Here is a 21,392-nt window from a genome sequence, read left to right as displayed (position 1 = left end):
ACGGAGTAATCAGGGAAACACGCCCAGTGTGCGGCACGGGGTGGTGCCACTCTGAACAGAGTGGCGAAGCCCCAGCCGCAGCACCACGGCAGCAATAGAGTACGACACGTAAGGCGGATCTCGATCCGCCCTGCCAAACCACCAAAACAAAGGGCGGCCAACGGGCCGCCCTTTTTTGTTTTGACCCGTGCGCATTCAACGGGAATCATCCAGACCTCACACGCGCCGCCTCCACCTTTAGACGCCACACTCAATCGCACACACTCGAACCGAAGGCACAAAATTCCCGCCCAACGCGCATATTTTTTCCTGTCATATTGATTTCGCTGCATTTGCAAAGTCACAAAAAAAGTCGTTGATAATCCAGACGTCTGAGCATGCTGCACCCGCAGAAAGGCGGCGACGGTATACGACGGTATCCCGCTAAGTCATTAAAATATATTGATTTTTTTCTAACCTTGGTCCCTTTTGGTGAAAACGGGAGGACAGCCAATGGATCAAGTGAACCTGGCCGCGTGGGTCGGCAAAAGCACCTCTGACGTCGGTGGTATCGACAATTCACTTGCCGCCAAGCTGCACGCCACGATTGGTCGGTCCGACGAAACAGCACCCCGCAAGGGCGCGCTCATTCCCTCCCTGTGGCACTGGTCGGCGTTTCCGCCGCTTAGCCACGTCGACAGCCTCGGCGTCGACGGACACCCGGCGCCGGGCGCATTGCTTCCACCACTGGGCCTGCCACGCCGGATGTGGGCAGGGGGGGCGCTCAGCTTTCATGCGCCGATCCACGTCGGCGACACGTTGCACCGCCAGACAGCCGTCCGGTCGGTGGATACGAAAACCACGGCTGCCGGACCTATGGCGCTGGTCACGCTCGATCACACGATCACCGGACCACAGGGCCTCGCCATCGAAGAACGGCAGGACATCGTTTACCTTCCAATGCCTGACGTCTTCACGCCGCCCAAGAAACGCGGGATGCCCGCGGACACCACCGAACGGGTCGATGCCTCGCCCACGCTGCTGTTCCGCTACTCCGCGGCGACCTTCAACAGTCACCGCATCCACTACGATTTGGACTACGCACGGTCGGTTGAAAAATATCCCGGCCTTGTCGTCCATGGCCCGCTGCAAGCGGCCCTGCTGATGCGTCACGCCACCAAACAGACAGGCCAACGGCCGATTTTCTTCGACTTCCGCGCCGTGCACCCGCTCTTCGCCGGAACGCCAGTGGATATCTGCACCACCGAAGATGACGGTGTCCTGTCGCTTTTCACCGGCCAGGACGGCCACCAAGGCATGCAAGCCACAGCCCTGTTTGGAGGTACACAATGACTCTTCTGTCCGGAATGCGCGTTGTCGAACACGCTGCCTTTGTCGCCGTGCCGCTGGCTGGCATGACCCTCGCGCAGATGGGCGCCACAGTGATCCGCGTTGATCGTTTGGGCGGCGGTCTGGATGCGGGGCGCTGGCCGCTCGCGCCGTCGGGTCAAAGCCTGTTCTGGGCCGGTATGAACAAGGGCAAGAAGTCCGTTGCTGTCGACACGCGCCATCCCGAAGGACAGGCGCTCGTACAGCAACTGGTCGCTGCGCCGGGGGACGATGCGGGCCTGTTCCTCACAAACCTGCCTGCGCGCGGCTGGCTCGACCACGAAACGCTGCGTACGCTGCGCAACGACATCATCACCGTGGCGCTGAAAGGCGATCGCCATGGCCGCCCGCAAGTGGACTACACAGTCAATCCCGCGCTCGGTATCCCGCATATGACAGGCCCCGAAGGATCGCATGACCCGGTCGCACATGCGCTTCCCGCATGGGATCTGATCGCCGGGAACATGTGCGTGTCGGCCCTGCTGACAGCCGAACGTCACCGCTTGCGCACTGGCGAAGGACAAGATGTGAGACTCGCACTCAAGGACGTCGCAGCCGCCACAATGGGCCATCTTGGCATGCTGGGCGACGCCACGCTGAACCCCACGGATCGGACCAAGGCGGGCAATGCGCTTTACGGGGCATATGGGCAGGATTTCGTCTGCGCCGACGGTCGGCGGATCATGGTCATTGGTTTGACGGACCGGCAGTGGCGCGGGCTGGTCAAGGCGACAGGCACCGAACACGCGATGCAGGCGATGGAACGGCGCTATGGCATCTCGCTCTCGGATGAGGGCGAGCGCTGGCGGCGCCGGGCGGAGATCACAGATATCCTGCGCCCATGGTTCGCATCACGTCGCGTGCGCGAATTCCGCGCTGAATTTGATGCTGCGGGCCTGACCTGGTCAGAATTCCGCACCGTTCGCGAAGCATTGGCGGATGACGCCGACCTGAGTTCGGACAACCCGATGTTCGACATCCTGCACCAACCGGGCCTTGGCACCTATCCTGTCCCGCGTCACCCGGCCAGCTTTGGCGCCGCCGACCGGGCACCCGCACAGGCGGCCCCATCGCTCGGCGCGCACACCGAGGAAGTGCTGGGCGACATCGCGCGTCTGACAGACACTGAGATCGCGCATCTCTTTGATGCCGGTATTGTGCAATCGGACAGCTATGGCGCGACACGCACCGCCGCCTGATTTCGCCCTTGCAAAGCGCCGGACTGCCGCGTAATTCAGTCCGGCGTGAAGGGGTATAGCTCAGCTGGTAGAGCGACGGTCTCCAAAACCGTAGGTCGCGGGTTCGAACCCTGCTGCCCCTGCCAAAAACCAGCCAATTGTAGTTTCGGGTAAACAAACCCAACAGGAGCGGTGTAGCTGCACACCGCCTGAACGAAACCGGTCCAAGCACTCATGGCGCGCGCAATCATCAGAAAACTCACAATTCTGGGTGGCAGACGTCATACCCATCGGCGCGACGAAAGCTCCAAATGGCCGTGCGCACGTATCTCCTGGGCCAGAAAACCCCCGGATGCCAAAGGACGGTACGATTGCTGTCGTGGCGCATGTCTCCGGTGACTGACTGTGAAATCAACGGCTGCTCGGTGCATGTCCTGACCAAGCAATCCAAACACGATGAACAATGGTATCCGCGTCGGTTCGACAACTGGCGTTCAGGATAGGGTCGATGGTTGCCGCCCAAAGCAATGGGCGGCAACGTCTCATGCGATGTCAAAAAGATCCGCTGCGTTCGGCACATTTGCCATGTCAAAATCTGTCATGACGATGCCAAGGTAGTGGTCATCGACTTGACCGCGAACGGCACCTCTCAGGAACAGGTGATCATCATATCCCTCGCGGGCATTTGTGATTGCGGCATAGACACCGTAGCTCTCAACAAGATCAACATCTCCTGTCAGCATATGAAACCCGTACGAGACAAGTGTGCCCTCCTTGTAGGCTTCGGCGGGAATTGTGTAGGTGTCGCGCACTTCGTTTCCCACGGTGAAAGTGTTGGTTCTGGTGGTCGAGCCTCCTCCCTCAATTGTGGTCGTGACCGATCCCGAAAGGTCGACGGCGCCCAAGTTTATGGATGCGCCCACCTCCTTCGCTAGCGACACGTTCCAGTTGAATTCTCTGGCTGTCGAATGCGTTTCCTGGGTTCTCAGAACCCAAGTTGTGGATGCCTCCCCTCTGCCGATCAAAACCTGTGCAGATTGCGATGTCGGTATGATCTCTGTTGGCGTGGCACTTATAATGTAAAGCGCGTTGCCGCCGTCCAAGCTGGGCGAATTGAAGTCCGTGTTAACGTGCCGCAGCGCGTATTGGTCGGGAACGCCGTCGTTGTTTGCGTCGTATTTCCCATTTATTGACGACAGGTTGAGACCGCGAAGATCAAAGTCAACGACCGGTTTAAAGCTGGTGAAGTCTTCTGCCGTCGGCGTATTGCCACCATCGTAGGTGAAAATTCCTGTGACAGTGTGGCCGGCATTGGCCGCCTTGTAGTCCGCCGCCAGGCCATTGGTCAGCGCAGCAGGTGCCGGTCTATTGGCCTGAGCCTCGCCGAATTCCGTTAGAACGGTATCCTCTTCACTGACCTGTGTGAAACGCGCCAGTTCATCCGGGGATGTGACACCGGACAGCCGGGCCTGAACCTCCGCCCCAAAGTCACCTTGCGAAACCGTGTTGAAGATTGCGTAGAATGCTGCCTCGCTCACTTCTTCCACCAGAGTGTCGGTGAGCGCTTCCCCTTTCAGAGCGGCGTCCAGAAGGATGCGCCCGTCGGAAGTGGCTGCACCGTTCAGTTTCGCACCATCCAAAGTCTTGAGATCATCGACAACGATAACGTCCAGCGTATCATTGAACAGGGCAGCCGCGTCCTCTGCCGTCGTCACGTTAGACGTCCGTGCGACTTCCAGATCCTCTGCGAAATCGGCCAGTACACTCATCTGACTGCTGGTAAGAGACGCGGGGTCGATATCGCGGGCGGTCAGAGCTGCTGACAGGGCCGCAATTGCGTTTGTTGGTTGCAGCGCATCGATGCCGTCCGGCACCTGTTTGAAGACAAACTGGTCATCCGCGTAAGAACTCACAAGATCAAGACTCATAGTCGTATTCTCCGGTTTTAAGTGGCATGCCGCCCCGGCCACTTGGCGCCAGGACAGTCATGCAAAGAGGACTTGCACAGGCTTGAAACCGGTTGCAGGAAGATAACCCAGGGTTGAAAAAGTGGCTGGAAGCTGCTGATCTGAGGATTTTTCATTGGCGTGATTTCGAGCAGTACCTGGGCGTAGGGGCCAAAATACCGGAACTCAGACTAAATAAATGAGACTTTAGGTCTTAAAACTCGAACGAATCAGGCCGCGTCACCGCCTGATTGCCGCTTGGCCGTTCACTGTGTGCGTTTGGGTAGGACAGTCACGCGCGGTGTCGGCGATCTGACGGCATCGCACATGCCGTTATGTTTGCCACGGACGCGCCCGGTCATGCCTGAGTGCCTGACCTGCCGGTCTGTCCGCAGGTCAAAACGAGGTTCTCAGACCGGCATAAGGGGAAGCAGGGCGCAGGGACGTGCCGATACAGTGATTCATGCATATGTGTCAGGTTCCGGGCATATGTGCGGCCCTGTCTTTTCAATCCCGCGCATGATGGAAACAGTCTCCGGCCTCATCCCGTGACTGAACGTGCCCTGCAGACAGTGCCACATTCTCGCCACAACTCTGACACCGACCGCCCACATTCTAGCCCTAGCTTCGCCTCATCCGCATGACGCGGCCCTGTATCACACGCCCGATCTGCCTCGGGCCGGTAAAGAATGCCCCGAATGGTGACGGGGCAAGGAAGCTGCCAGATGAAATACACATTGATCCCCGGTCAGTCTCACACCGCAAGTGAGGAAGAAACGATGTCGATGATCCGCTCGGTCCTCACGGACGACATGGACACGGGCCCCGCGCAACCTGACCCGATGCCCGAAGCGCAACCGCGCGCCTTTGTCGAAAAAACGCCCGCACCCGCGCCGCGTCGCCGGGCCGATGATCTGCCCGACCTTGCGGTGGCCGAGGACATCCCGGCATCCCGCGCACGCCTGACATCCCGGAGTGCGGCAGCGGTCTTGCGCCCCGCATCGGCACTGACTGCGCGCATCCGCAGTTTTCAACCGACGACACGGCACATCGCCCTCGCGCTGTCGGCGCTTCTGATCGTCCTGCGACCGCACTGGTTCATCATTGGGGCGATCCTCGGCGTGTTGCTGGTGGCCGCTACGTTCTTCATTCTGGGCGCTGACCGCATCTGGCGCGGCGTCCTCGCCTGGCTCGACCGGGTAGAAGCGCGCGATCCCTCCCGCGCTCACGACCTGCGCGTCAAACTCGACACCTTTGCCTACCGCTGGGACAGCGTGCTCGACATCTTCCCCGACGGTATGGTCGACAGCCTTTATATGCCCGACTTTCAGGCGATGCAGCGGGCCGAGATCGACCATCAGCAAGTGGTCAGCGACCGGCTCAACCGTATGGCGCACGAGGGCTGAACCTATCGCCAACACGTGACCAGGGCGGGTGCAATCCCGCCTTGAATTCATTCCGTCGTGCCGTTACATGCGGTCCATCCGCAGCAAAGGACATGATCCATGGCCACCACCAACCCACTTCAGTTCATCCAGCAGGTCCGCTCGGAAGTCTCGAAAGTGGTGTGGCCAACCCGACGCGAGGTGTTCCTGACCACAGTCATGGTGTTCATCCTCTCCGCCCTTACAGCTGTGTTCTTTGCGCTGGTCGACATCATTATCCGCTGGGGGCTTGAGACGGTCCTCACGACCTTCGGCTAGGGGCGGACCGGGGCGCACCTCTTGCACTTTGAAATGGTGCAGAGTATTTCCCAAACCTGATCTGACACAGGCGCGCGGCGATTCGAGCCCCGCGCCACTTTTTATTCCGGGCAGCGGTTCACGAACGCCGCACCTCCGGCAAAGCAAACGGGCGAGGGGCCAAACAAGACATGGCAAAACGGTGGTATTCGGTCAGCGTTCTTTCCAACTTCGAAAAGAAGATCGCCGAACAGATCCGAACCTCGGTCGAGGAAAACGGGCTTGAGGACCAGATCGACGAAGTGCTGGTTCCCACCGAAGAGGTGATCGAGGTCCGCCGCGGCAAGAAGGTCACGACCGAACGCCGCTTTATGCCCGGCTACGTGCTGGTGCATATGGAAATGTCAGACCAGGGCTATCACCTGATCAACTCGATCAACCGTGTCACCGGCTTCTTGGGGCCTCAGGGGCGTCCGATGCCCATGCGCGACGCCGAAGTGAATCAGATTCTGAACCGTGTTCAGGAGGGCGAAGACGCGCCCAAGCTGATGATCAGCTTCGAGATCGGCGAAAAGGTCAAAGTCAACGACGGCCCGTTCGAAGACTTCGACGGCATGGTCGAAGAGGTGGACGAAGACAACCAGCGCCTCAAGGTGACCGTGTCGATCTTCGGTCGCGAAACGCCCGTCGAACTGGAATACACGCAGGTCACGAAGCAGATCTGATCGGCGTGATCTGTGGTGACGAAGTGGCGCATGTTTCATGCGCCATTTTTCATTTTGGGCGGGGCAGTGGGCTCACCAACGTACATGGTACGAGTAACAGTCCAAAGACTGTGATCAGATTCAGCGCACTTCAGAAATAGAGGTCTCGCTCAGCCGTTTCACAAGGCTTGCTTCAATGTCCTCCAAAACGGTCGAAACGCGTTTGTGCAGCGCATGCTCAACCGAGCACGCGGGCGCCTCACTGGTTTCGCCGGTCGCGACCATGCGTTCGTCCAGTGCAAGATAGACATCGGCAAGCGTGATGTCCTGCGGCTGACGGGCCAAACGCCATCCCCCCGCATGGCCTTTCTCCGACGTGAGTAGACCGGCCTCCCGCAGCTTTCCCAACACGCGGCGCACCACGACCGGGTTGGTTCCCGCATGCTCTGCAATGTCAGAAGACGTGCGGACCCGATTTGGATCGCTGGCCATATGACCCAGTGTATGCAGGGCGAGTGACAGACGAGAGTTTCGCTTCATGGGCGGGTGTCTCCGAGTGGGCGTTGCTCGTAACTTTTGCAGTTGCATTTGTAAAGCAACTGCGTAAGTTGCGTGACCTGTAGCATCAGGACAGGAGCATAACGTGTCAGACCACCGACTTCCAGTCACCGTTCTTTCAGGGTTCCTCGGCGCCGGAAAAACGACCCTTCTCAATCGTGTTTTGAACAATCGCGAGGGCCGCCGCGTTGCCGTCATTGTCAATGACATGTCCGAGGTGAACATCGACGCCGACCTCGTGCGGGCGGATACCGAGTTGAGCCGCACGGACGAAACGCTCGTCGAGATGTCGAATGGCTGCATCTGCTGCACCTTGCGCGACGACCTGCTGGACGAAGTGCGCAGGCTCGCTGCCGAAGGGCGCTTTGACTACCTCCTGATCGAGTCGACCGGCATTTCCGAACCCTTGCCCGTCGCCGCCACTTTTGACTTTCGGGACGAGTTTGGCGATAGCCTGTCGGATGTCTCCCGCCTCGACACGATGGTGACGGTGGTTGATGCGGTGAACCTGCTGAACGACTTTTCCAGCCATGATTTCCTGAGCGACCGGGGCGAGACCCTTGGCGAAGAAGACGAGCGCACGCTGGTCCATCTGCTGACCGACCAGATCGAGTTTGCCGATGTCGTGATCCTCAACAAGGTCAGCGACGCGGGCCCGCAAAAGGTCGATGCCGCCCGCAAGATCATTCGCAGCCTGAACGCGGATGCAAAGATCATCGAGACCGACCATTCGGATGTCGCCGCGGAGGCGATATTGAACACGGGTATGTTCGATTTCGAGAAAGCCCACGAACATCCGATGTGGGCCAAGGAGCTCTACGGCTTTGCCGACCACACCCCGGAAACCGAGGAATACGGCGTCGCATCCTTCGTCTACCGCGCGCGTCTGCCCTTCATCCCCGACCGCATACTCAACGTGCTGACCGGTGACCTGCCGGGCGTGATCCGCGCCAAGGGCCATTTCTGGATTTCGACGCGACCCGGCTGGGTGGCAGAGTTTTCGCTCGCAGGCGCCCTGTCCAGCGTCAAACCTCTGGGCACGTGGTGGGCGTCGGTGCCCAAGGACCGTTGGCCCGATCACGAGGGTGCGCGCGTCTATATGGAGCAGCACTGGCAAGAGCCATGGGGCGACCGGCGGCAAGAGATCGTGTTCATCGGCGCTGGCATCGACTGGCCTGCTCTGAAGGCACGGCTTGATGCGTGCCTGGTGCCCGCAACCGCCGCCAGCGGACCAGAGGACTTGCCGGATTATCCCGATCCGTTCCCCGTCTGGCGGCGCGAAGAGCAAGCGGCATGACGAGCGCGCAGACGCTGGTCAGGAACGCGGCGATCGGCGTAGCCGTCGCAGACCAGCCCGAAGACCTCAAGACGTTCCTCCAAGCAGGCTGTGCGGCAGCGATCTGGCGTAGGCAACCCGCACCACGGCTGCAGGAGTGGATCGACGCGCTTGACGCGTGGCTGCTGCCGCAAGGGCGCATCACATTGCGCCCTGACGCGGTTGGTGCTGCGGTGCATGCGCTCTGCGACCGTGCCGGCACACCGGCATGCCCCGAACGCGATCAACTGGTGGGGGACATCAGCGCCCTGGCCGATATGTTCGCCGATCTCCTGCACCCCGCCTATGTGCGTTTGCGGCTTCAGGCGGTCACCACCAATGCCTGCCGCAAATTTCACATCGACGCCCTCACCGCCCGTCTGGTGTGCACCTACCGCGGACAGGGCACGCAATACGGCATTTCAACCGATGGCAATGACCCGACGCGGGTGTTCTCGGTTGCAACGGGCGCGCCGATCCTTCTGCGCGGCACGCTTTGGCCGCAAAAACCGGCGTCCGGCCTCCTGCACCGCTCACCTCCCATCGAAGGAACGGGCGAGACACGGCTGGTCCTCGTCCTCGATGCGGTCGACAGTCTTGAGGATGAGATGTGACGCGAAACCTCGGCTCTACCTCGCTCAACCGCAAACGCCGCGCGGCGGATCCGATGCGCAGTTACGATGCGCTGCCCGCGCCGTTGCGACACTGGCTGGCCCAGGCGACATTGCCTTGGTCACCCGCTTCGGCACGCCGCGTATGGAACCGTGCCTGCGCCAAGGGCATGAGCGTCGAAGACGCGCTGTCGGTTCTGTCCCAGGCCGAAGCCCGCACCCTGGCGCGTGACAACGTCTCAATCTCCAAATACGTACCAACCAAGACCTGAAGGAACCTCGATGACCATTTTCACCCGCCTCGCCGCTGCTGCCGTGGTCGCATGTGGCGCAAGCCTGCCCGTGGCGGCGCAAGACGATACGCTGAACATCTCTGTCACGTACGGTCCAACGGCAGAGGTGCCGGACCCACGCGCGGGGTATAACGGTTGGATGTCGAACCAGACCGGCGTCACGGAAACCCTGATGGGCATCGACTATGATCTTGGTCTTTACCCCCGACTGGCCGAAAGCATCGAGCAGCTTGATCAGACCACATGGCGCGTGACACTGCGCGATGGTGTGACGTTCCACGACGGCTCCCCCGTCACTGCGCAAGCCGTCATCGACGCGATTGCCCCCATCTCGGACGAGAACGATCCGGCGTTCAACAAGCGTATTGCCGGTGTTCTGGACCTTGCGGATATGTCTGCAGATGGCGACACCGCTGTGGTTTTCACGACCAACAGCCCCAATGCGGCGTTTCAATGGGGCCTGTCTGACCCCGGTGTTGCCATTCTCGGTACGCCTTCGGACGCGTTCCCGATCAATGCCACAGGCCCCTATATCTTCCGCGAGGCGGTGCCACAGCAACTCTACCGAGTCGAGGCAAACGCAGACTACCGCTTGGGCGAACCCGGCTTTGACGAGGTGCGCGTTGTGGCCTCCCCCGATCCCGCGACCGCCTCGCTCGCCTTCGAGGCTGGCGATGTAGACATGGTGATCAACTATCCCGAGACGGATTTCGCACGCATTCAGGAAACCGGTGCCCAGGGGTTCACCGCGCCAACCGCGCGCCTCTATTTCTATTCGATGAACGCGGCGTCCGGTCCACTCGCCAATCCGCTGATCCGGCAAGCCGTGTCTCTGGCGATTGACCGGGACGGCATTGTCGAAGCTGTTTTGTCAGGGGTGGGTGGTGTGCCCGCGGGCGCCATCTATCCCGCTGGGAAAAGCTGGGCCGCCGACATTACCCCCACATATGACCCCGCACGGGCCGAAGAGCTGTTGATCGAGGCGGGTGCCGTGAAACAGGGCGGCATTTGGATGCTGGACGGCGCGCCGCTCGAGATTGAAATACTGACCTATGCCTCGCGCGCGGCGCTGCCGCCGACGGCCGAGATCACGCAAGCGTTCCTGCAACAGATCGGCATCACATCCTCCGTGCGTATTGGCGAATACGGTGCGAGCAACGATGCGCTCAAGGCCGGTGACGGGGACATGTTCCTGCAGGCCTGGGTCATGCTGCCGCAAGGCGATCCTGCGTCTATCCTCAGCACGCTTTTGTCCACGGACGGCGGATCGAACGCGGGCAATTATGCGAACCCGGCGATGGACGAACTTCTTGTCGAGGGTCAGAACACTTTCGACCAGGCAGAACGTGAGCGCATTTACGACGAGGTTCAGCAGATCATCGCGGCGGACGTGCCGCTGATCCCGGTCTTTCACGTCAGCCAGGCCGTGGTGGCGCGTGCGGATTTGACAGGCTATCAGGTGCACCCGACCGAAACCTACTGGATCACACACGAGACACGCTTCGCCGAATGACATTTACGGCCAATGGCCTAAGCGCTGTGCGCTCTGGCCGCACCATTCTTCATCCCACGGATGTGACCCTCAAGCCCGGCGAACGCGTCGGGCTTGTTGGTGCGTCGGGCTCCGGGAAATCGACATTGGGGCATGCGCTGGTCGATGGGTTGCGCGGCGCCGGTACTGCCGTCGCCCATGTGCCGCAAAGCCCGGACGAGGCACTCGATCCGCTGCGCTCCATGGCGTATCATTGGCGTGAGGCCGAGATTGCGTTGGGCCTCGCTCCGGATGCGTCGCGACGGACACATCTTTTCGAGGCGCTTCAGATCGGGCATGGCGATATGCGCAAACGACCCTGGGGGTGGAGCCGTGGAATGCAGCAACGCTTCGTCATTGCCATGGCGCTCATCGGGACACCCGGTGTGCTGGTCATGGACGAACCAACCTCTGCCCTGGACCCGGTGGTGGCCGCCGGCACAATGGATTTGCTGGAGGATTATCTTGCGGGCCGCCAGACCGCGCTCGTGCTGATCACACACGATTTAGGGCTGGCGGCACGGCGGGTGTCCCGCCTGATGGTCATGGATGCGGGACGGATCGTCGAAGATGCGCCAACGACACGGTTTCTGGCCGCGCCTGCCACACGGGCCGCCAAGGCGCTTTGCGCGCATCGCAACTGGCTGCAATTGCCGTGCTGAAGGTCGAGGGCATCTCCGTCCGGCGCGGCGGCACGCCGGTACTGCATGATGTGTCCTTGGCGCTGGCGCCGGGTGCCACCCTGGCCGTTGTCGGCGAAAGCGGCGCGGGAAAGTCCACGCTCATCGGTGCAATCCTCGGCCTGATACGCTGTGCCGCTGGTCAGGTGACATGGACCGATGCGCCCGCGCCCAAGTGCCGTCCCGCGCTGGTTATGCAAGAGCCACGTGCAGCCTTTAACCCGCACCTGTCGCTGCGGCGGTCGGTCATGGAACCTTTGGCCAAGCAGGCGTCTGCCGGCGATCTGAACCGTTTGTACCGTCTATGTGACGGCCTCGAACTGCACCCCGACCTGCTGGATCGTCGTCCCAATCAGGTCTCCATCGGGCAGGCGCAGCGGATGGGCATTCTGCGCGCCCTGATCGCCAAGTCGCCGCTGGTGCTGTTCGACGAACCGCTGTCCGCCCTCGATGCCGCCACGCAAAAGCATACCGCCCGGCTGATCTCCGACATGCAGGGGCAAGAGGGCTTCGCTGCCCTGATCGTGACCCATGATCTGGGATACGCCGCAGCCTTTGCCGACCACATCGCCGTGCTGCGCGCGGGCCGGATCGAGGAATACAGCGCAGCGCGCGCCTTTGTTGAGGCACCGCAGACCGCCTATGGGAGAACGCTGCGCGATGCGGCCTTTTCCCTAGGCGCATTGGAACGCGTGGCATGATCGGTGCTCTGGCCGGGCTGGTCCTGCGCGCCTGCGTTGTCCTTGCGGGCGCGGCGATCACCACCTTTGCGCTCCTGTGGCACGCCCCCGGCGATCCCGCGCTGTCTATCGCCGAGGCCCGTTACGGCACCATCGTGTCCGAAGAGGTGCTCGACTTCATCCGCGCCGAGGCCGGTTTTGACGGCGGCTTCTGGAGCGCCTTCTGGGCGTGGCTCGTCCCGCTTTTGCAGGGTGACTTCGGGCAATCGTCCGTCAATGGCCGCGACGTCTGGCCCGATCTGGTCACGGCGATGTCCTACACCTTCCCCCTGGCTCTGGTCAGCCTCGGGATCGGGCTGGCCATCTCGATCCCGCTGGCGCTGATCGCCACGCGCAGGCCCGGCAGTTGGGTGGATCGCGGCGCGGTGGCCCTGGCCTCGGTCGGTGTCGCCATCCCGGCCTTCTGGCTGGGCCTGCTGCTGATCCTGCTCTTTGCCGTCCAACTCGGCTGGTTGCCCGCGATGGGGGCAGAGACGATATCCCACAGCATCCTGCCTGCGCTGACGCTGGGGTTCGGCATCGCCGCCTCGCTGACGCGCATCATCAGGTCCGGTATCCTCGAGGCGCGCGGCCAGCCGTTTCTGCCGGCATTCCGACGCCGCGGCGTGGCACCCCGCGACATCGCCCGCGATCACGTGGCCCCCCATGCCGCCGTGCCCGTCGTGACAGTGATCGGCCTCGAACTCGCCTTCCTGCTCGAAGGGCTGGTGGTGGTCGAAGTGATCTTTGCCCGGCCCGGCCTGGGCAGCTTTCTTGTCAACGCCATCTTCGCCCGCGACTTTCCGAAAGTGCAGGCGGTCGTCATCCTGACCGCCGTGATCTTTGTGGTCGTGAACCTCCTGATCGACCTGATCTACCGCCGGCTCGATCCACGCATGGAGGGCCGCGATGCGTAGTGTGGCTATCCTCGTTCTGCTGCTTTTCCTGTTGGCGCTCTTCGGCCCGATGCTGGCCCCGCATGATCCGACCGCGATCAACATCCCCAACCGGCTGGCCCCGCCGGGCGGCGCGTGGCTCCTGGGCACCGACGCGCTGGGCCGCGATATCCTGTCCCGCCTCCTGCACGGCGCGCGCTGGTCGCTCGGGCTGGCCTTTGTCGTGTCCTTCCTTGGCCTGATCATCGGTACGGTGATTGGGCTGATCGCCGCCCAGGGCGGCAAACTGGCGGACTGGCTCGCCATGCGCGTCACCGACACATTTCTTGCGTTTCCAGAGCTGATTGCCGCCGTCGTCATCGCCGGTGTCCTCGGTGCCAGCACGGCGTCGCTGATCTTTGCGCTCTCAGTCACGGGATGGATGCGCTACGCCCGTGTTGCACGCGGCATCGGCCTGTCGATCGGCACCCGAGGATACGTCGTGCAGGCCCGCCTCGCTGGCCTGTCGCCGCTCGCCATCGCGCGCTGGCACTACATTCCCTCGCTCTTGCCCTCGCTGACCGTGGTCTGGACCGGCATGCTCGCCCGCGCGATCCTTGGCATTTCGGCGCTGGGGTTCCTCGGCTTCGGCGTTCAACCACCCATGCCGGAATGGGGTACGATGCTGCTTGATGCGCGCATTCACATCCGCTCGACTCCGTTGCAGATGATCTGGCCGGGGCTCGCGGTCGTTGTCTCGGTGCTGGCCATCAACCTTGCGGGCGATGCCCTGCGCGATGCGCTCGCCGAGGAGGGGGTGAAGCCGTGACGCGCCCAGACAACCCGACGCTCGGGATCATGCTGCGCATCCTGTCAGGAATGCTGTTCACCGGGATGGTCATCTGCGTCAAAGTGGTCAGCGACACGGCACCCCTGGGCCAGATCGTCTTTTTCCGATCCGTCTTTGCCCTGATCCCGCTGGTGATCTTTCTGATACTGCGGCACGAATTCCCGTCCGGCCTCGGTACGACGCGTCCTTTTGGGCACCTCGTCCGCTCCTTCTTCGGGGCGGCGGCCATGTTCACCTCATTTGCATCGGTGGCCCTCTTGCCGCTGGCTGAGGCGGTGCTGCTTGCGCAACTTGCACCGGTTCTGACCGCGATCGCAGCTGTCGTCCTTCTGTCCGAGCGTTTGACCCTGTGGCGCGTGATCGGGCTGGCCTTCGGATTGACCGGTGTCCTCGTCCTGGTCTGGCCTGACATCGGGGGCGGGGTCGTCGACGCGCGCCGCATGCTCGGGATCGGATTGGGCCTGCTGACGGCGCTCCTGACGGCTTTTGCGCTGATCATGGTCCGCAGCCTCACACGCACCGAAAGCCCCGGCGCCATCGCCTTCTACTTTGTGGTCGCCTCCATGACGGGCGGGCTGGTGACGCTGCCCTGGGGGTGGGCGCCGCTTGATGCACAGACAGCGATTTTGCTGGTGCTCGCGGGGCTGTTCGGCGGGTTTGCCCATATCGCGATGACGCTGTCGTTCCGCTATGCCGAAGCGTCCCGGCTTGCGCCGTTCGAATACATCGCACTCCTCTGGCCGGTTCTGGCGGACCTGCTGATTTTCAGACTTCCGCTGGCCACCAGCTTTCTGCTCGCACTGCCGCTCGTGTTGATGGGCGCCGCAATCGCCGCCTCCGAAGGAAAGGCAAAGCCGAAACCCGTATAGGCAGGGGCATTGGATGTGTTCGGCCAGAGATCTACCGCAACATGAGTTCGGTTGATCATTGCCAAGCGCGGCAGGTCACAAACTGACGTCACGCTGCGCAACTTATCCACAGAAACATCCACAAGTCCTGTTGACGAAAGCGGCGGATTATCGCCTACTGATGGGCACAGGCACACGATGTAGATGTGCCACACAAAGCCGAGCAGCGTATCTGGGGGATATTCTATGGCATTGAAGTATGTGCGGGACAGCCTCCCGTGGCTGGTTCCGTCTGCCGCAATTGTATTTGCAGCGTCTGGTTTTCTTGAGCTGGGGGGCAAGGACGCCGCCGAACAGCCACAGCCCGTTGCTGCCACGGCGCCACAGGCAGCACCGGTAGAGGTGGCCGCGCCCGCGCCGACATTGCCCTCCGCCGATCAAGAGGTTGTCGCCCGTCAGGTGGCCCCCGACACCTCCTTGACCGGCGTCGCATCCGTTGTCGCGCAACCCCAGCCCTTGGCCGCCGCCGCCACGCCCGCCCCGGCGCAACCTGTCGTCGTAGCACCCGCGCCACAACGCACTGCCGCGTTGGCCACGGCATCGGCTGCGCCCGTCTTTGACACCAGTACCTTTGGTGCGGGCGCGCAGCAGCAGTGCATCGACGATCTGCGCACCATGGCGGATCAGGCCCGCGTCTACTTTCCCAGCGGCGGTCTGAACGCCGATCAAGGCGGGATCGAGCAGGGGCGTCTTTTGGGGCTGATCGCGCAGAATTGCACGGGCGTGCAGATCCGGGTCGAGGGGCATTCGGACCCCTCCGGTGACCCCGCCGCGAACCAGCGCCTCAGCCAGGCCCGCGCGCAGGAGGTGATCAAGCGCATTGGCGCCTCCGGTCTCGACACCACCATGTTCTTTGCTGAGGGTATGGGCGATCGCCAGCCCTCCGGTATTGTCGGCCCGGAACCGGCTTCTTACTATGACCGTCGCGTCGAATTTTCCATTGTCGAAGAGGTTACGCGTGTTGCCGTCCGCGCACCTGCAGCGGCGCCCAAACCCTGGGCAAATGCCACCTGCGTGACCGCGCTGCAAAAGGCGGTGGACAGCACGATGCTGTTTTATGCCCCGCGCTCGGTATCGCTGGGTGCCAGCGACGTCGATACGGCGATGACCCTCGCGACCATGGCGATGGAATGCCCGCATGCCCGTCTGCGCGTGATCGGCCACCACGCCGGTGACGTGGGATCGGGCGAAGGCGTCTCAACCGGGCTGCTGCGCGCCAAGGCGCTGATGGCGATGCTGGTGGGCAGAGGGGTAAATACTGAAGAAATCATTATCGCAGCGCCCTCTCGTCCTCTCAACGACGCAGGCCTGCCCGGCAGCCGTGTCCGCTTTGATGTGATCCTCGAAGAAGGCTGATCATTGTCCCTGCGGGGACAAACCCTCTTGTGTTTTTGACAGGAGCGCTGTAACCGGCGCTTCTGTTGCTTTTGCAGCGTCCACCGTGGGAGGCGCGGGCATCGCGATGCCCAGACCACGACCACGTCAACATAGGCTTTGGAACGCGTTCCAAGGCTGTTTGAAAAGGAGATTGGCACATGGCCAAGAAACTTGCCGGCACCATGAAATTGCAGGTGCCCGCCGGTCAAGCAAACCCGTCCCCGCCGGTTGGTCCGGCCCTGGGTCAGCGCGGCATCAACATCATGGAATTCTGCAAGGCGTTCAACGCCAAGACCGCAGACATGGAGCCCGGTGCGCCGTGCCCGACCGTGATCACCTACTACCAGGACAAATCCTTTGCCATGGATATCAAGACGCCGCCTGCGTCTTACTATCTGAAGAAAGCGGCCAAGGTGAAATCCGGCGCCAACAACCCCTCGCGTGAAACCGTCGGGACAGTGACGGCCGCGCAGGTGCGCGAGATCGCCGAAGCGAAGATGAAGGATCTGAACGCCAACGACATTGACGGCGCGATGCAGATCATCCTGGGCTCCGCCCGCTCCATGGGCATCGAGGTGAAGTAAGATGGCAAAGATCGGAAAACGCACAAAAGCGGCCCGCGAAGCCTTCGCCGGCAAAGAGAACCTGAGCGTCGAAGATGCGGTGAGCCTGATCAAGGCAAACGCCTCGGCCAAGTTTGACGAGACGGTTGAAATCTCGATGAACCTGGGCGTCGACCCCCGCCACGCGGATCAGATGGTGCGCGGCGTGGTTGGCCTGCCCAACGGCACCGGCAAGGACGTGCGCGTCGCTGTGTTTGCCCGCGGCCCCAAGGCCGAGGAAGCGCAAGCGGCAGGGGCCGACATCGTGGGTGCAGAGGACCTGATGGAAACGGTTCAGGGCGGCACCATCGAGTTCGACCGCTGCATCGCCACCCCCGACATGATGCCCATCGTGGGCCGTCTGGGTAAGGTGCTGGGCCCCCGCAACCTGATGCCGAACCCCAAGGTCGGCACCGTGACCATGGACGTCGCGGACGCCGTCAAAGCGGCCAAGGGCGGTGAAGTCCAGTTCAAGGCGGAGAAGGCCGGTGTGGTCCACGCAGGCGTGGGCAAAGCATCGTTCGATGAGGCCAAGCTGGTCGAAAACATCCGCGCGTTTGTGGGGGCTGTGGCCAAGGCCAAGCCCGCGGGCGCGAAAGGCACCTATATGAAAAAGGTGTCGCTGAGCTCGACCATGGGTCCGGGCGTGAGCGTCGATGTGGAGAACGCCGTTACCGAATAATCGGGGACGAGTTCGAGAGAGTTTGGATGGCGCGTGCCCGATGGGGTGCGCGCCATTTTTTCGTGTCCCCGCGGGGACATAAGCGGTTTGTCCCCGCGGGGACAGCGTGTTCGGACGGGTCACGCGATGTTAGGGACTTTCGAGTCCGTCAGGCGGGTCAGGGGGTTGGACCACCGCACGGTGGGTTTCAGGGATTTTAACGGGTTGATTTGTAGCATGACGCCCGAAGGCGGGCGGTTTTTGGGTTTTCGAGAATTTTGGGCATTTGATTGGCGGGGGATGCCGGGCTGAAGCCCGGCCTACGGCGTTTGGCATGGTGGGCAGAATGCCTACCCTACAGCAGGCGCGCGGTGAGACGGACATCGCCGGACCGGGGGATGGCGATCTTGGGGTGGTGCGGCGCGCTTTATGGTCGTGGGGTCATCGGACGGTTGAGCGGGGTGCAGGTGGAGATGTATCGCCAGCCCGTGGGGCCGGTCTGGCGATGTCCGGCGCCTTCGGCTTGATTCCGGACTGGTCAAGTTCTGGTTGGGCCTTAGCGAAAGGTGTTGTTGTGTCCACAAGCTGGCAGATATCGAAAGTCTCAACAGGCGTACAACTAGTTCAAATGGGTAACGCCTAAGTATCGCCAGCGGCGTTTGCGATAGCTTTCCTACCTTTTCTGCTAAGTTGTACCTCCATTCCGTTTGGACCAATATTCGCGCCAGCCGATAAACCCATTAACGCCGCAAGAGCCTGAGCACCTTCTTCCAAGCTTTCTTTTTTGTTTGCAGAAAACAAACCTTCGGTTACCCCTGAAATCCATTCAGGTGGGATCTCTTCGTCATGCTCTTTTCTGATCTCCAAGGCCGCTTCCATCACCCATGATGCGCGAGCCATGTCATTTCGGAAGCGCCTCATGTCCTCTTGGGTCTGTAGGTCACGATTATAAAAGTAACGCATCCAAGCTGCGGCCCCCAGAAAGGCGCCTAAAGAAGCTACGGTGAGCACAACTGTGCGCAATACAAGCATCATTACAGTGCTAAACCGGTCCACCGCAGAAGATGGGATTGCTGCTTCCCAAGTAGCAATATCGAAACTCAAGAAAGCGAAGAACCCTGCTGCACATCCAGCAGCAATTAATGCTATGAAAACCGCCCACCGCATGGTTCTTAAACCCTTGTCAACAGCAGGTGCATTCAAGCTTTCTAGTAGATCTTTTTGCAGCCCATCAAACTGTTTCCTTCTGGCATCTTTGTGACTGCTAATCTCCAACTTCAGCCGCTCTTCCGCAATTTCTTTCTCAAGCGTTTCGAGTTCAAGCCGTTCGGTATCTAATGTTTTCCGCGCGGTTGCTAAAAGTTCTTCTCGTTCTTCCAGCATTTCTTCCCGAAGTTTACGCCGTTCATTTTGAAACTCCGTTATCTGCTCAGCACGCTCTTTGCTCACTGCGGCAACTGCTGTAGATAATTCGGATGCAATCCTTTGATAACTTGTGTCAAATGCTTGAGAAAGGTTTGTGAGTGTAGGCACTAACCCACCGTCCTCGGGGGCCACCGGCTGGAGTAAAGTGGATAATGACTTATGGATAGACCTTTGTACTGTCTGTTCCCCCGAACCATTCATTGAATGATATTGGTTGCTTGAAGAAATTCTAAATGTGTCGGTTACACCACCGTCCGTTCCACGAACTAGTTCGAAGGTAACAGAATCCTGCCTTTGTTGTTGTCTATCAACCGTTTTTGAAACGAAGCTTAGCGATGCTCGACCGATGGCGTATTCACCTGGCGGCGACTGGCTCAAGTCATCCTCAGTAATCGTCCAAGGAAGCGAAGAGCTGTAAGAAGTGCTTATTTGGTGGTTGCGACCCTTCAATTCTATTTCCGCATCTATAACTCGCTGAAGAGTTTTCTCCCCAGCGTTTTGAGCCGATTTGAACAGACGAAAAATTGTCGCGTCATCAACGCGCTTGATATGAAATTCACTTGGGTTGGCCATGTGCGACACTCGCTCGTAAACAGACTTCGCTCCTTACTATTGTGGCAGTTGGCTAACATCTAGAGCTTACGAATTTTAACTGTACACTCTACCCCAAACCCCCTTCCCAAATCCCCCAAAACCCTCTAACTCCCCACCGCGAGGGTGTCCGATTGATTCGAACGCCCTCGCTTTCGTCCGAGACGGTGGGTGAGCGATAGCTCATAAATCCTGCCCGAGGCGGGAACAGACCTTACTTCTCCAGATGCTCCGTCGAGCCTCTGGCGGTCTTGGACCCGTGTATTTCGAGGACCAAACCGCCGGAGTGATCCGGTGCAAACTGAGCCGGGGCGTTCGCGTCCCATAAACTGGAGAAAACTGTGGATAGAGCCCAGAAAGAGAAAGTGGTCGAGGAACTCGGCCAGATCTTTGAAAGCTCTGGCGTCGTTGTGGTTGCCCACTACGCCGGTCTGACAGTTGCCGAAATGCAGGATCTGCGCGCGAAAGCACGTGAAGCGGATGCTGCGGTTCGTGTTGCCAAAAACAGGCTCGCCAAGATCGCCCTTCAGGACAAGCCCTGCGAAAGCATTGCTGACTACCTGACGGGCATGACCGTTCTGACCTATTCCGAAGACCCCGTGGCAGCCGCCAAGGTGTCGGAGGACTTTGCCAAGGGCAACGACAAGTTCGTGATCCTTGGTGGTGCGATGGGTGAGAACGCGTTGGACCGGGCCGGTGTGACGGCTGTGTCGAAGATGCCTTCGCGCGAGGAGCTTATTGCTTCCATCGTGGGCTGCATCGGCGCACCTGCATCGAACATCGCCGGGGCCATTGGCGCACCTGCAAGCAACATCGCCTCCATCCTCTCGACCATCGAGGAAAAGGCGGCCTGAGGCATTGTCTGATTGGCGTGCGGTAAACGCTGCACGTTGGAACACATGTAAACGGAAAGAGCTGATACAATGGCTGATCTGAAAGCACTCGCAGAAAGCATCGTGGGTCTGACCCTGCTGGAAGCACAAGAACTGAAAACCATCCTCAAGGACGAGTACGGCATCGAGCCCGCCGCTGGCGGCGCAGTGATGATGGCTGGCCCTGCAGGCGACGCCGGTGGCGCCGCTGAGGAAGAGAAGTCGGAATTCGACGTTGTCCTGAAAAACGCAGGCGCCTCCAAGATCAACGTGATCAAGGAAGTGCGCGGCATCACCGGTCTGGGCCTGAAAGAAGCCAAGGACCTGGTCGAAGCCGGCGGCAAGATCAAGGAAGGCGTCGACAAAGCCGAAGCCGAAGAGATCAAGGGCAAGCTGGAAGCAGCTGGCGCCGAGGTCGAGCTGGCCTAAGCCTTGCGATTTCGCATTGAAGGGGGCGTTCCGGAGACGGGGCGCCCTTTTCCGTTTCTGGGCGGGGATTTGACAAAAGCGGGGGTTTGGCGCAGTGTGTCCCTTGTGCTTTCCCCGATAGCGTCCTAAATGAACCTCTCCGCTGGGAGCGATGATTCGCGCCCGGCTTTTTGCGTCTTGTATCTATGGGGGTCAGCCGAACACACACTTCATGTTC

At 60.7% G+C, this 21,392-nt stretch carries 22 protein-coding genes and 1 tRNA gene; 20 read left to right on the top strand and 3 right to left on the bottom strand.

The window, feature by feature from the left end:
* Positions 1–492: 492 nt before the first annotated feature.
* From FD715_RS20085 to FD715_RS20075, 3 genes are all read left to right on the top strand, one after another.
* Entirely contained in the window at positions 493–1,332 is an 840-nt protein-coding gene (locus FD715_RS20085; RefSeq protein WP_147114255.1) for a MaoC family dehydratase N-terminal domain-containing protein, read from the top strand.
* Positions 1,329–2,567, top strand: a complete 1,239-nt coding sequence (locus tag FD715_RS20080) for a CoA transferase (protein ID WP_223274999.1) — start codon at positions 1,329–1,331, stop codon at positions 2,565–2,567. Before FD715_RS20085 ends, FD715_RS20080 begins: the two co-directional genes overlap by 4 nt.
* A gap of 49 nt (positions 2,568–2,616) precedes the next feature.
* Positions 2,617–2,692 (top strand) — tRNA-Trp (locus tag FD715_RS20075).
* A gap of 396 nt (positions 2,693–3,088) precedes the next feature.
* Here the strand turns inward: FD715_RS20075 and FD715_RS20070 are convergent.
* A complete protein-coding gene (locus FD715_RS20070) occupies positions 3,089–4,516 on the bottom strand; it encodes a hypothetical protein (RefSeq protein WP_147114252.1) in 1,428 nt (475 codons plus the stop codon).
* A gap of 701 nt (positions 4,517–5,217) precedes the next feature.
* Here FD715_RS20070 and FD715_RS20065 point away from each other — a divergent pair.
* The 3 genes from FD715_RS20065 (at position 5,218) to nusG (ending at position 6,899) form a co-directional block, all read left to right on the top strand.
* A complete protein-coding gene (locus tag FD715_RS20065) occupies positions 5,218–5,898 on the top strand; it encodes a hypothetical protein (RefSeq protein ID WP_147114249.1) in 681 nt (226 codons plus the stop codon).
* A 99-nt stretch (positions 5,899–5,997) separates the two neighbouring features.
* Positions 5,998–6,195 carry a preprotein translocase subunit SecE gene (gene secE / locus FD715_RS20060; protein WP_039689783.1) on the top strand — a complete coding sequence of 66 codons (198 nt, stop codon included), beginning with the start codon at positions 5,998–6,000 and terminating at the stop codon, positions 6,193–6,195.
* A 170-nt stretch (positions 6,196–6,365) separates the two neighbouring features.
* Positions 6,366–6,899 carry a transcription termination/antitermination protein NusG gene (gene nusG / locus FD715_RS20055; protein WP_076628942.1) on the top strand — a complete coding sequence of 178 codons (534 nt, stop codon included), beginning with the start codon at positions 6,366–6,368 and terminating at the stop codon, positions 6,897–6,899.
* 120 nt (positions 6,900–7,019) lie between these two features.
* On the opposite strand, the gene FD715_RS20050 is transcribed toward nusG, so the two are convergent.
* Complete coding sequence (locus FD715_RS20050; RefSeq protein ID WP_147114246.1) at positions 7,020–7,418, bottom strand: Rrf2 family transcriptional regulator; 399 nt, start codon at positions 7,416–7,418, stop codon at positions 7,020–7,022.
* 103 nt (positions 7,419–7,521) lie between these two features.
* On the opposite strand from FD715_RS20050, the gene FD715_RS20045 reads away from it, so the two are divergent.
* The 12 genes from FD715_RS20045 (at position 7,522) to rplA (ending at position 17,879) form a co-directional block, all read left to right on the top strand.
* On the top strand, positions 7,522–8,733 hold the full coding sequence (locus FD715_RS20045) for a GTP-binding protein (RefSeq protein ID WP_147114243.1): 1,212 nt from the start codon (positions 7,522–7,524) through the stop codon (positions 8,731–8,733).
* Positions 8,730–9,365 (top strand): DUF1826 domain-containing protein, encoded by a 636-nt coding sequence (locus FD715_RS20040; protein ID WP_147114240.1) that lies wholly within the window; start codon positions 8,730–8,732, stop codon positions 9,363–9,365. Before FD715_RS20045 ends, FD715_RS20040 begins: the two co-directional genes overlap by 4 nt.
* Positions 9,362–9,634, top strand: coding sequence for a DUF6525 family protein (locus FD715_RS20035; RefSeq protein WP_147114237.1), 273 nt, complete (start codon positions 9,362–9,364; stop codon positions 9,632–9,634). The genes FD715_RS20040 and FD715_RS20035 overlap by 4 nt, the downstream gene beginning before the upstream one ends.
* 10 nt (positions 9,635–9,644) lie before the next feature.
* The gene (locus tag FD715_RS20030) at positions 9,645–11,168 is read left to right on the top strand and encodes an ABC transporter substrate-binding protein (RefSeq protein WP_147114234.1); all 1,524 of its coding nucleotides are present in this window, start codon (positions 9,645–9,647) and stop codon (positions 11,166–11,168) included.
* Entirely contained in the window at positions 11,165–11,848 is a 684-nt protein-coding gene (locus FD715_RS20025; protein WP_147114232.1) for an ATP-binding cassette domain-containing protein, read from the top strand. The genes FD715_RS20030 and FD715_RS20025 overlap by 4 nt, the downstream gene beginning before the upstream one ends.
* Entirely contained in the window at positions 11,812–12,567 is a 756-nt protein-coding gene (locus FD715_RS20020) for an ABC transporter ATP-binding protein (RefSeq protein ID WP_223274998.1), read from the top strand. Before FD715_RS20025 ends, FD715_RS20020 begins: the two co-directional genes overlap by 37 nt.
* A complete protein-coding gene (locus FD715_RS20015) occupies positions 12,564–13,502 on the top strand; it encodes an ABC transporter permease (RefSeq protein WP_147114229.1) in 939 nt (312 codons plus the stop codon). The genes FD715_RS20020 and FD715_RS20015 overlap by 4 nt, the downstream gene beginning before the upstream one ends.
* Positions 13,495–14,289, top strand: a complete 795-nt coding sequence (locus tag FD715_RS20010) for an ABC transporter permease (protein WP_147114226.1) — start codon at positions 13,495–13,497, stop codon at positions 14,287–14,289. The genes FD715_RS20015 and FD715_RS20010 overlap by 8 nt, the downstream gene beginning before the upstream one ends.
* Positions 14,286–15,179 carry a DMT family transporter gene (locus tag FD715_RS20005; protein ID WP_147114223.1) on the top strand — a complete coding sequence of 298 codons (894 nt, stop codon included), beginning with the start codon at positions 14,286–14,288 and terminating at the stop codon, positions 15,177–15,179. Before FD715_RS20010 ends, FD715_RS20005 begins: the two co-directional genes overlap by 4 nt.
* Before the next feature lie 225 nt (positions 15,180–15,404).
* Positions 15,405–16,574, top strand: a complete 1,170-nt coding sequence (locus FD715_RS20000) for an OmpA family protein (RefSeq protein WP_189799570.1) — start codon at positions 15,405–15,407, stop codon at positions 16,572–16,574.
* A 179-nt stretch (positions 16,575–16,753) separates the two neighbouring features.
* Positions 16,754–17,179, top strand: coding sequence for a 50S ribosomal protein L11 (gene rplK, locus FD715_RS19995; RefSeq protein ID WP_039689777.1), 426 nt, complete (start codon positions 16,754–16,756; stop codon positions 17,177–17,179).
* Position 17,180: 1 nt separating this feature from the next.
* Complete coding sequence (rplA, locus tag FD715_RS19990) at positions 17,181–17,879, top strand: 50S ribosomal protein L1 (protein WP_147114215.1); 699 nt, start codon at positions 17,181–17,183, stop codon at positions 17,877–17,879.
* Positions 17,880–18,497: 618 nt separating this feature from the next.
* Here the strand turns inward: rplA and FD715_RS19985 are convergent.
* Entirely contained in the window at positions 18,498–19,856 is a 1,359-nt protein-coding gene (locus FD715_RS19985) for a hypothetical protein (RefSeq protein WP_147114212.1), read from the bottom strand.
* Between the two features lie 359 nt (positions 19,857–20,215).
* Between FD715_RS19985 and rplJ the strand changes: the two genes are divergently transcribed.
* Together rplJ and rplL are read left to right on the top strand one after the other, a co-directional pair.
* Complete coding sequence (gene rplJ, locus FD715_RS19980; protein WP_039689769.1) at positions 20,216–20,728, top strand: 50S ribosomal protein L10; 513 nt, start codon at positions 20,216–20,218, stop codon at positions 20,726–20,728.
* Between the two features lie 69 nt (positions 20,729–20,797).
* Positions 20,798–21,175, top strand: a complete 378-nt coding sequence (gene rplL, locus FD715_RS19975) for a 50S ribosomal protein L7/L12 (protein ID WP_039689767.1) — start codon at positions 20,798–20,800, stop codon at positions 21,173–21,175.
* The last annotated feature ends 217 nt before the right edge of the window (positions 21,176–21,392 follow it).

It is taken from the genome of Tateyamaria sp. syn59 (assembly GCF_007995245.1).
Taxonomy (GTDB): domain Bacteria; phylum Pseudomonadota; class Alphaproteobacteria; order Rhodobacterales; family Rhodobacteraceae; genus Tateyamaria.
This window is presented reverse-complemented; position numbering and strand designations above follow the sequence as displayed.

Excerpts from the sequence above, each read along its gene's own strand:
- FD715_RS20085 (WP_147114255.1), top strand. The coding sequence starts at position 493 with ATGGATCAAGTGAACCTGGCCGCGTGGGTCGGCAAAAGCACCTCTGAC.
- FD715_RS20080 (WP_223274999.1), top strand. The coding sequence starts at position 1,329 with ATGACTCTTCTGTCCGGAATGCGCGTTGTCGAACACGCTGCCTTTGTC.
- FD715_RS20065 (WP_147114249.1), top strand. The coding sequence starts at position 5,218 with ATGAAATACACATTGATCCCCGGTCAGTCTCACACCGCAAGTGAGGAA.
- secE (WP_039689783.1), top strand. The coding sequence starts at position 5,998 with ATGGCCACCACCAACCCACTTCAGTTCATCCAGCAGGTCCGCTCGGAA.
- nusG (WP_076628942.1), top strand. The coding sequence starts at position 6,366 with ATGGCAAAACGGTGGTATTCGGTCAGCGTTCTTTCCAACTTCGAAAAG.
- FD715_RS20050 (WP_147114246.1), bottom strand. The coding sequence starts at position 7,418 with ATGAAGCGAAACTCTCGTCTGTCACTCGCCCTGCATACACTGGGTCAT.
- FD715_RS20040 (WP_147114240.1), top strand. The coding sequence starts at position 8,730 with ATGACGAGCGCGCAGACGCTGGTCAGGAACGCGGCGATCGGCGTAGCC.
- FD715_RS20030 (WP_147114234.1), top strand. The coding sequence starts at position 9,645 with ATGACCATTTTCACCCGCCTCGCCGCTGCTGCCGTGGTCGCATGTGGC.
- FD715_RS20025 (WP_147114232.1), top strand. The coding sequence starts at position 11,165 with ATGACATTTACGGCCAATGGCCTAAGCGCTGTGCGCTCTGGCCGCACC.
- FD715_RS20015 (WP_147114229.1), top strand. The coding sequence starts at position 12,564 with ATGATCGGTGCTCTGGCCGGGCTGGTCCTGCGCGCCTGCGTTGTCCTT.
- FD715_RS20010 (WP_147114226.1), top strand. The coding sequence starts at position 13,495 with ATGCGTAGTGTGGCTATCCTCGTTCTGCTGCTTTTCCTGTTGGCGCTC.
- FD715_RS20000 (WP_189799570.1), top strand. The coding sequence starts at position 15,405 with ATGGCATTGAAGTATGTGCGGGACAGCCTCCCGTGGCTGGTTCCGTCT.
- rplK (WP_039689777.1), top strand. The coding sequence starts at position 16,754 with ATGGCCAAGAAACTTGCCGGCACCATGAAATTGCAGGTGCCCGCCGGT.
- rplA (WP_147114215.1), top strand. The coding sequence starts at position 17,181 with ATGGCAAAGATCGGAAAACGCACAAAAGCGGCCCGCGAAGCCTTCGCC.
- FD715_RS19985 (WP_147114212.1), bottom strand. The coding sequence starts at position 19,856 with ATGGCCAACCCAAGTGAATTTCATATCAAGCGCGTTGATGACGCGACA.
- rplL (WP_039689767.1), top strand. The coding sequence starts at position 20,798 with ATGGCTGATCTGAAAGCACTCGCAGAAAGCATCGTGGGTCTGACCCTG.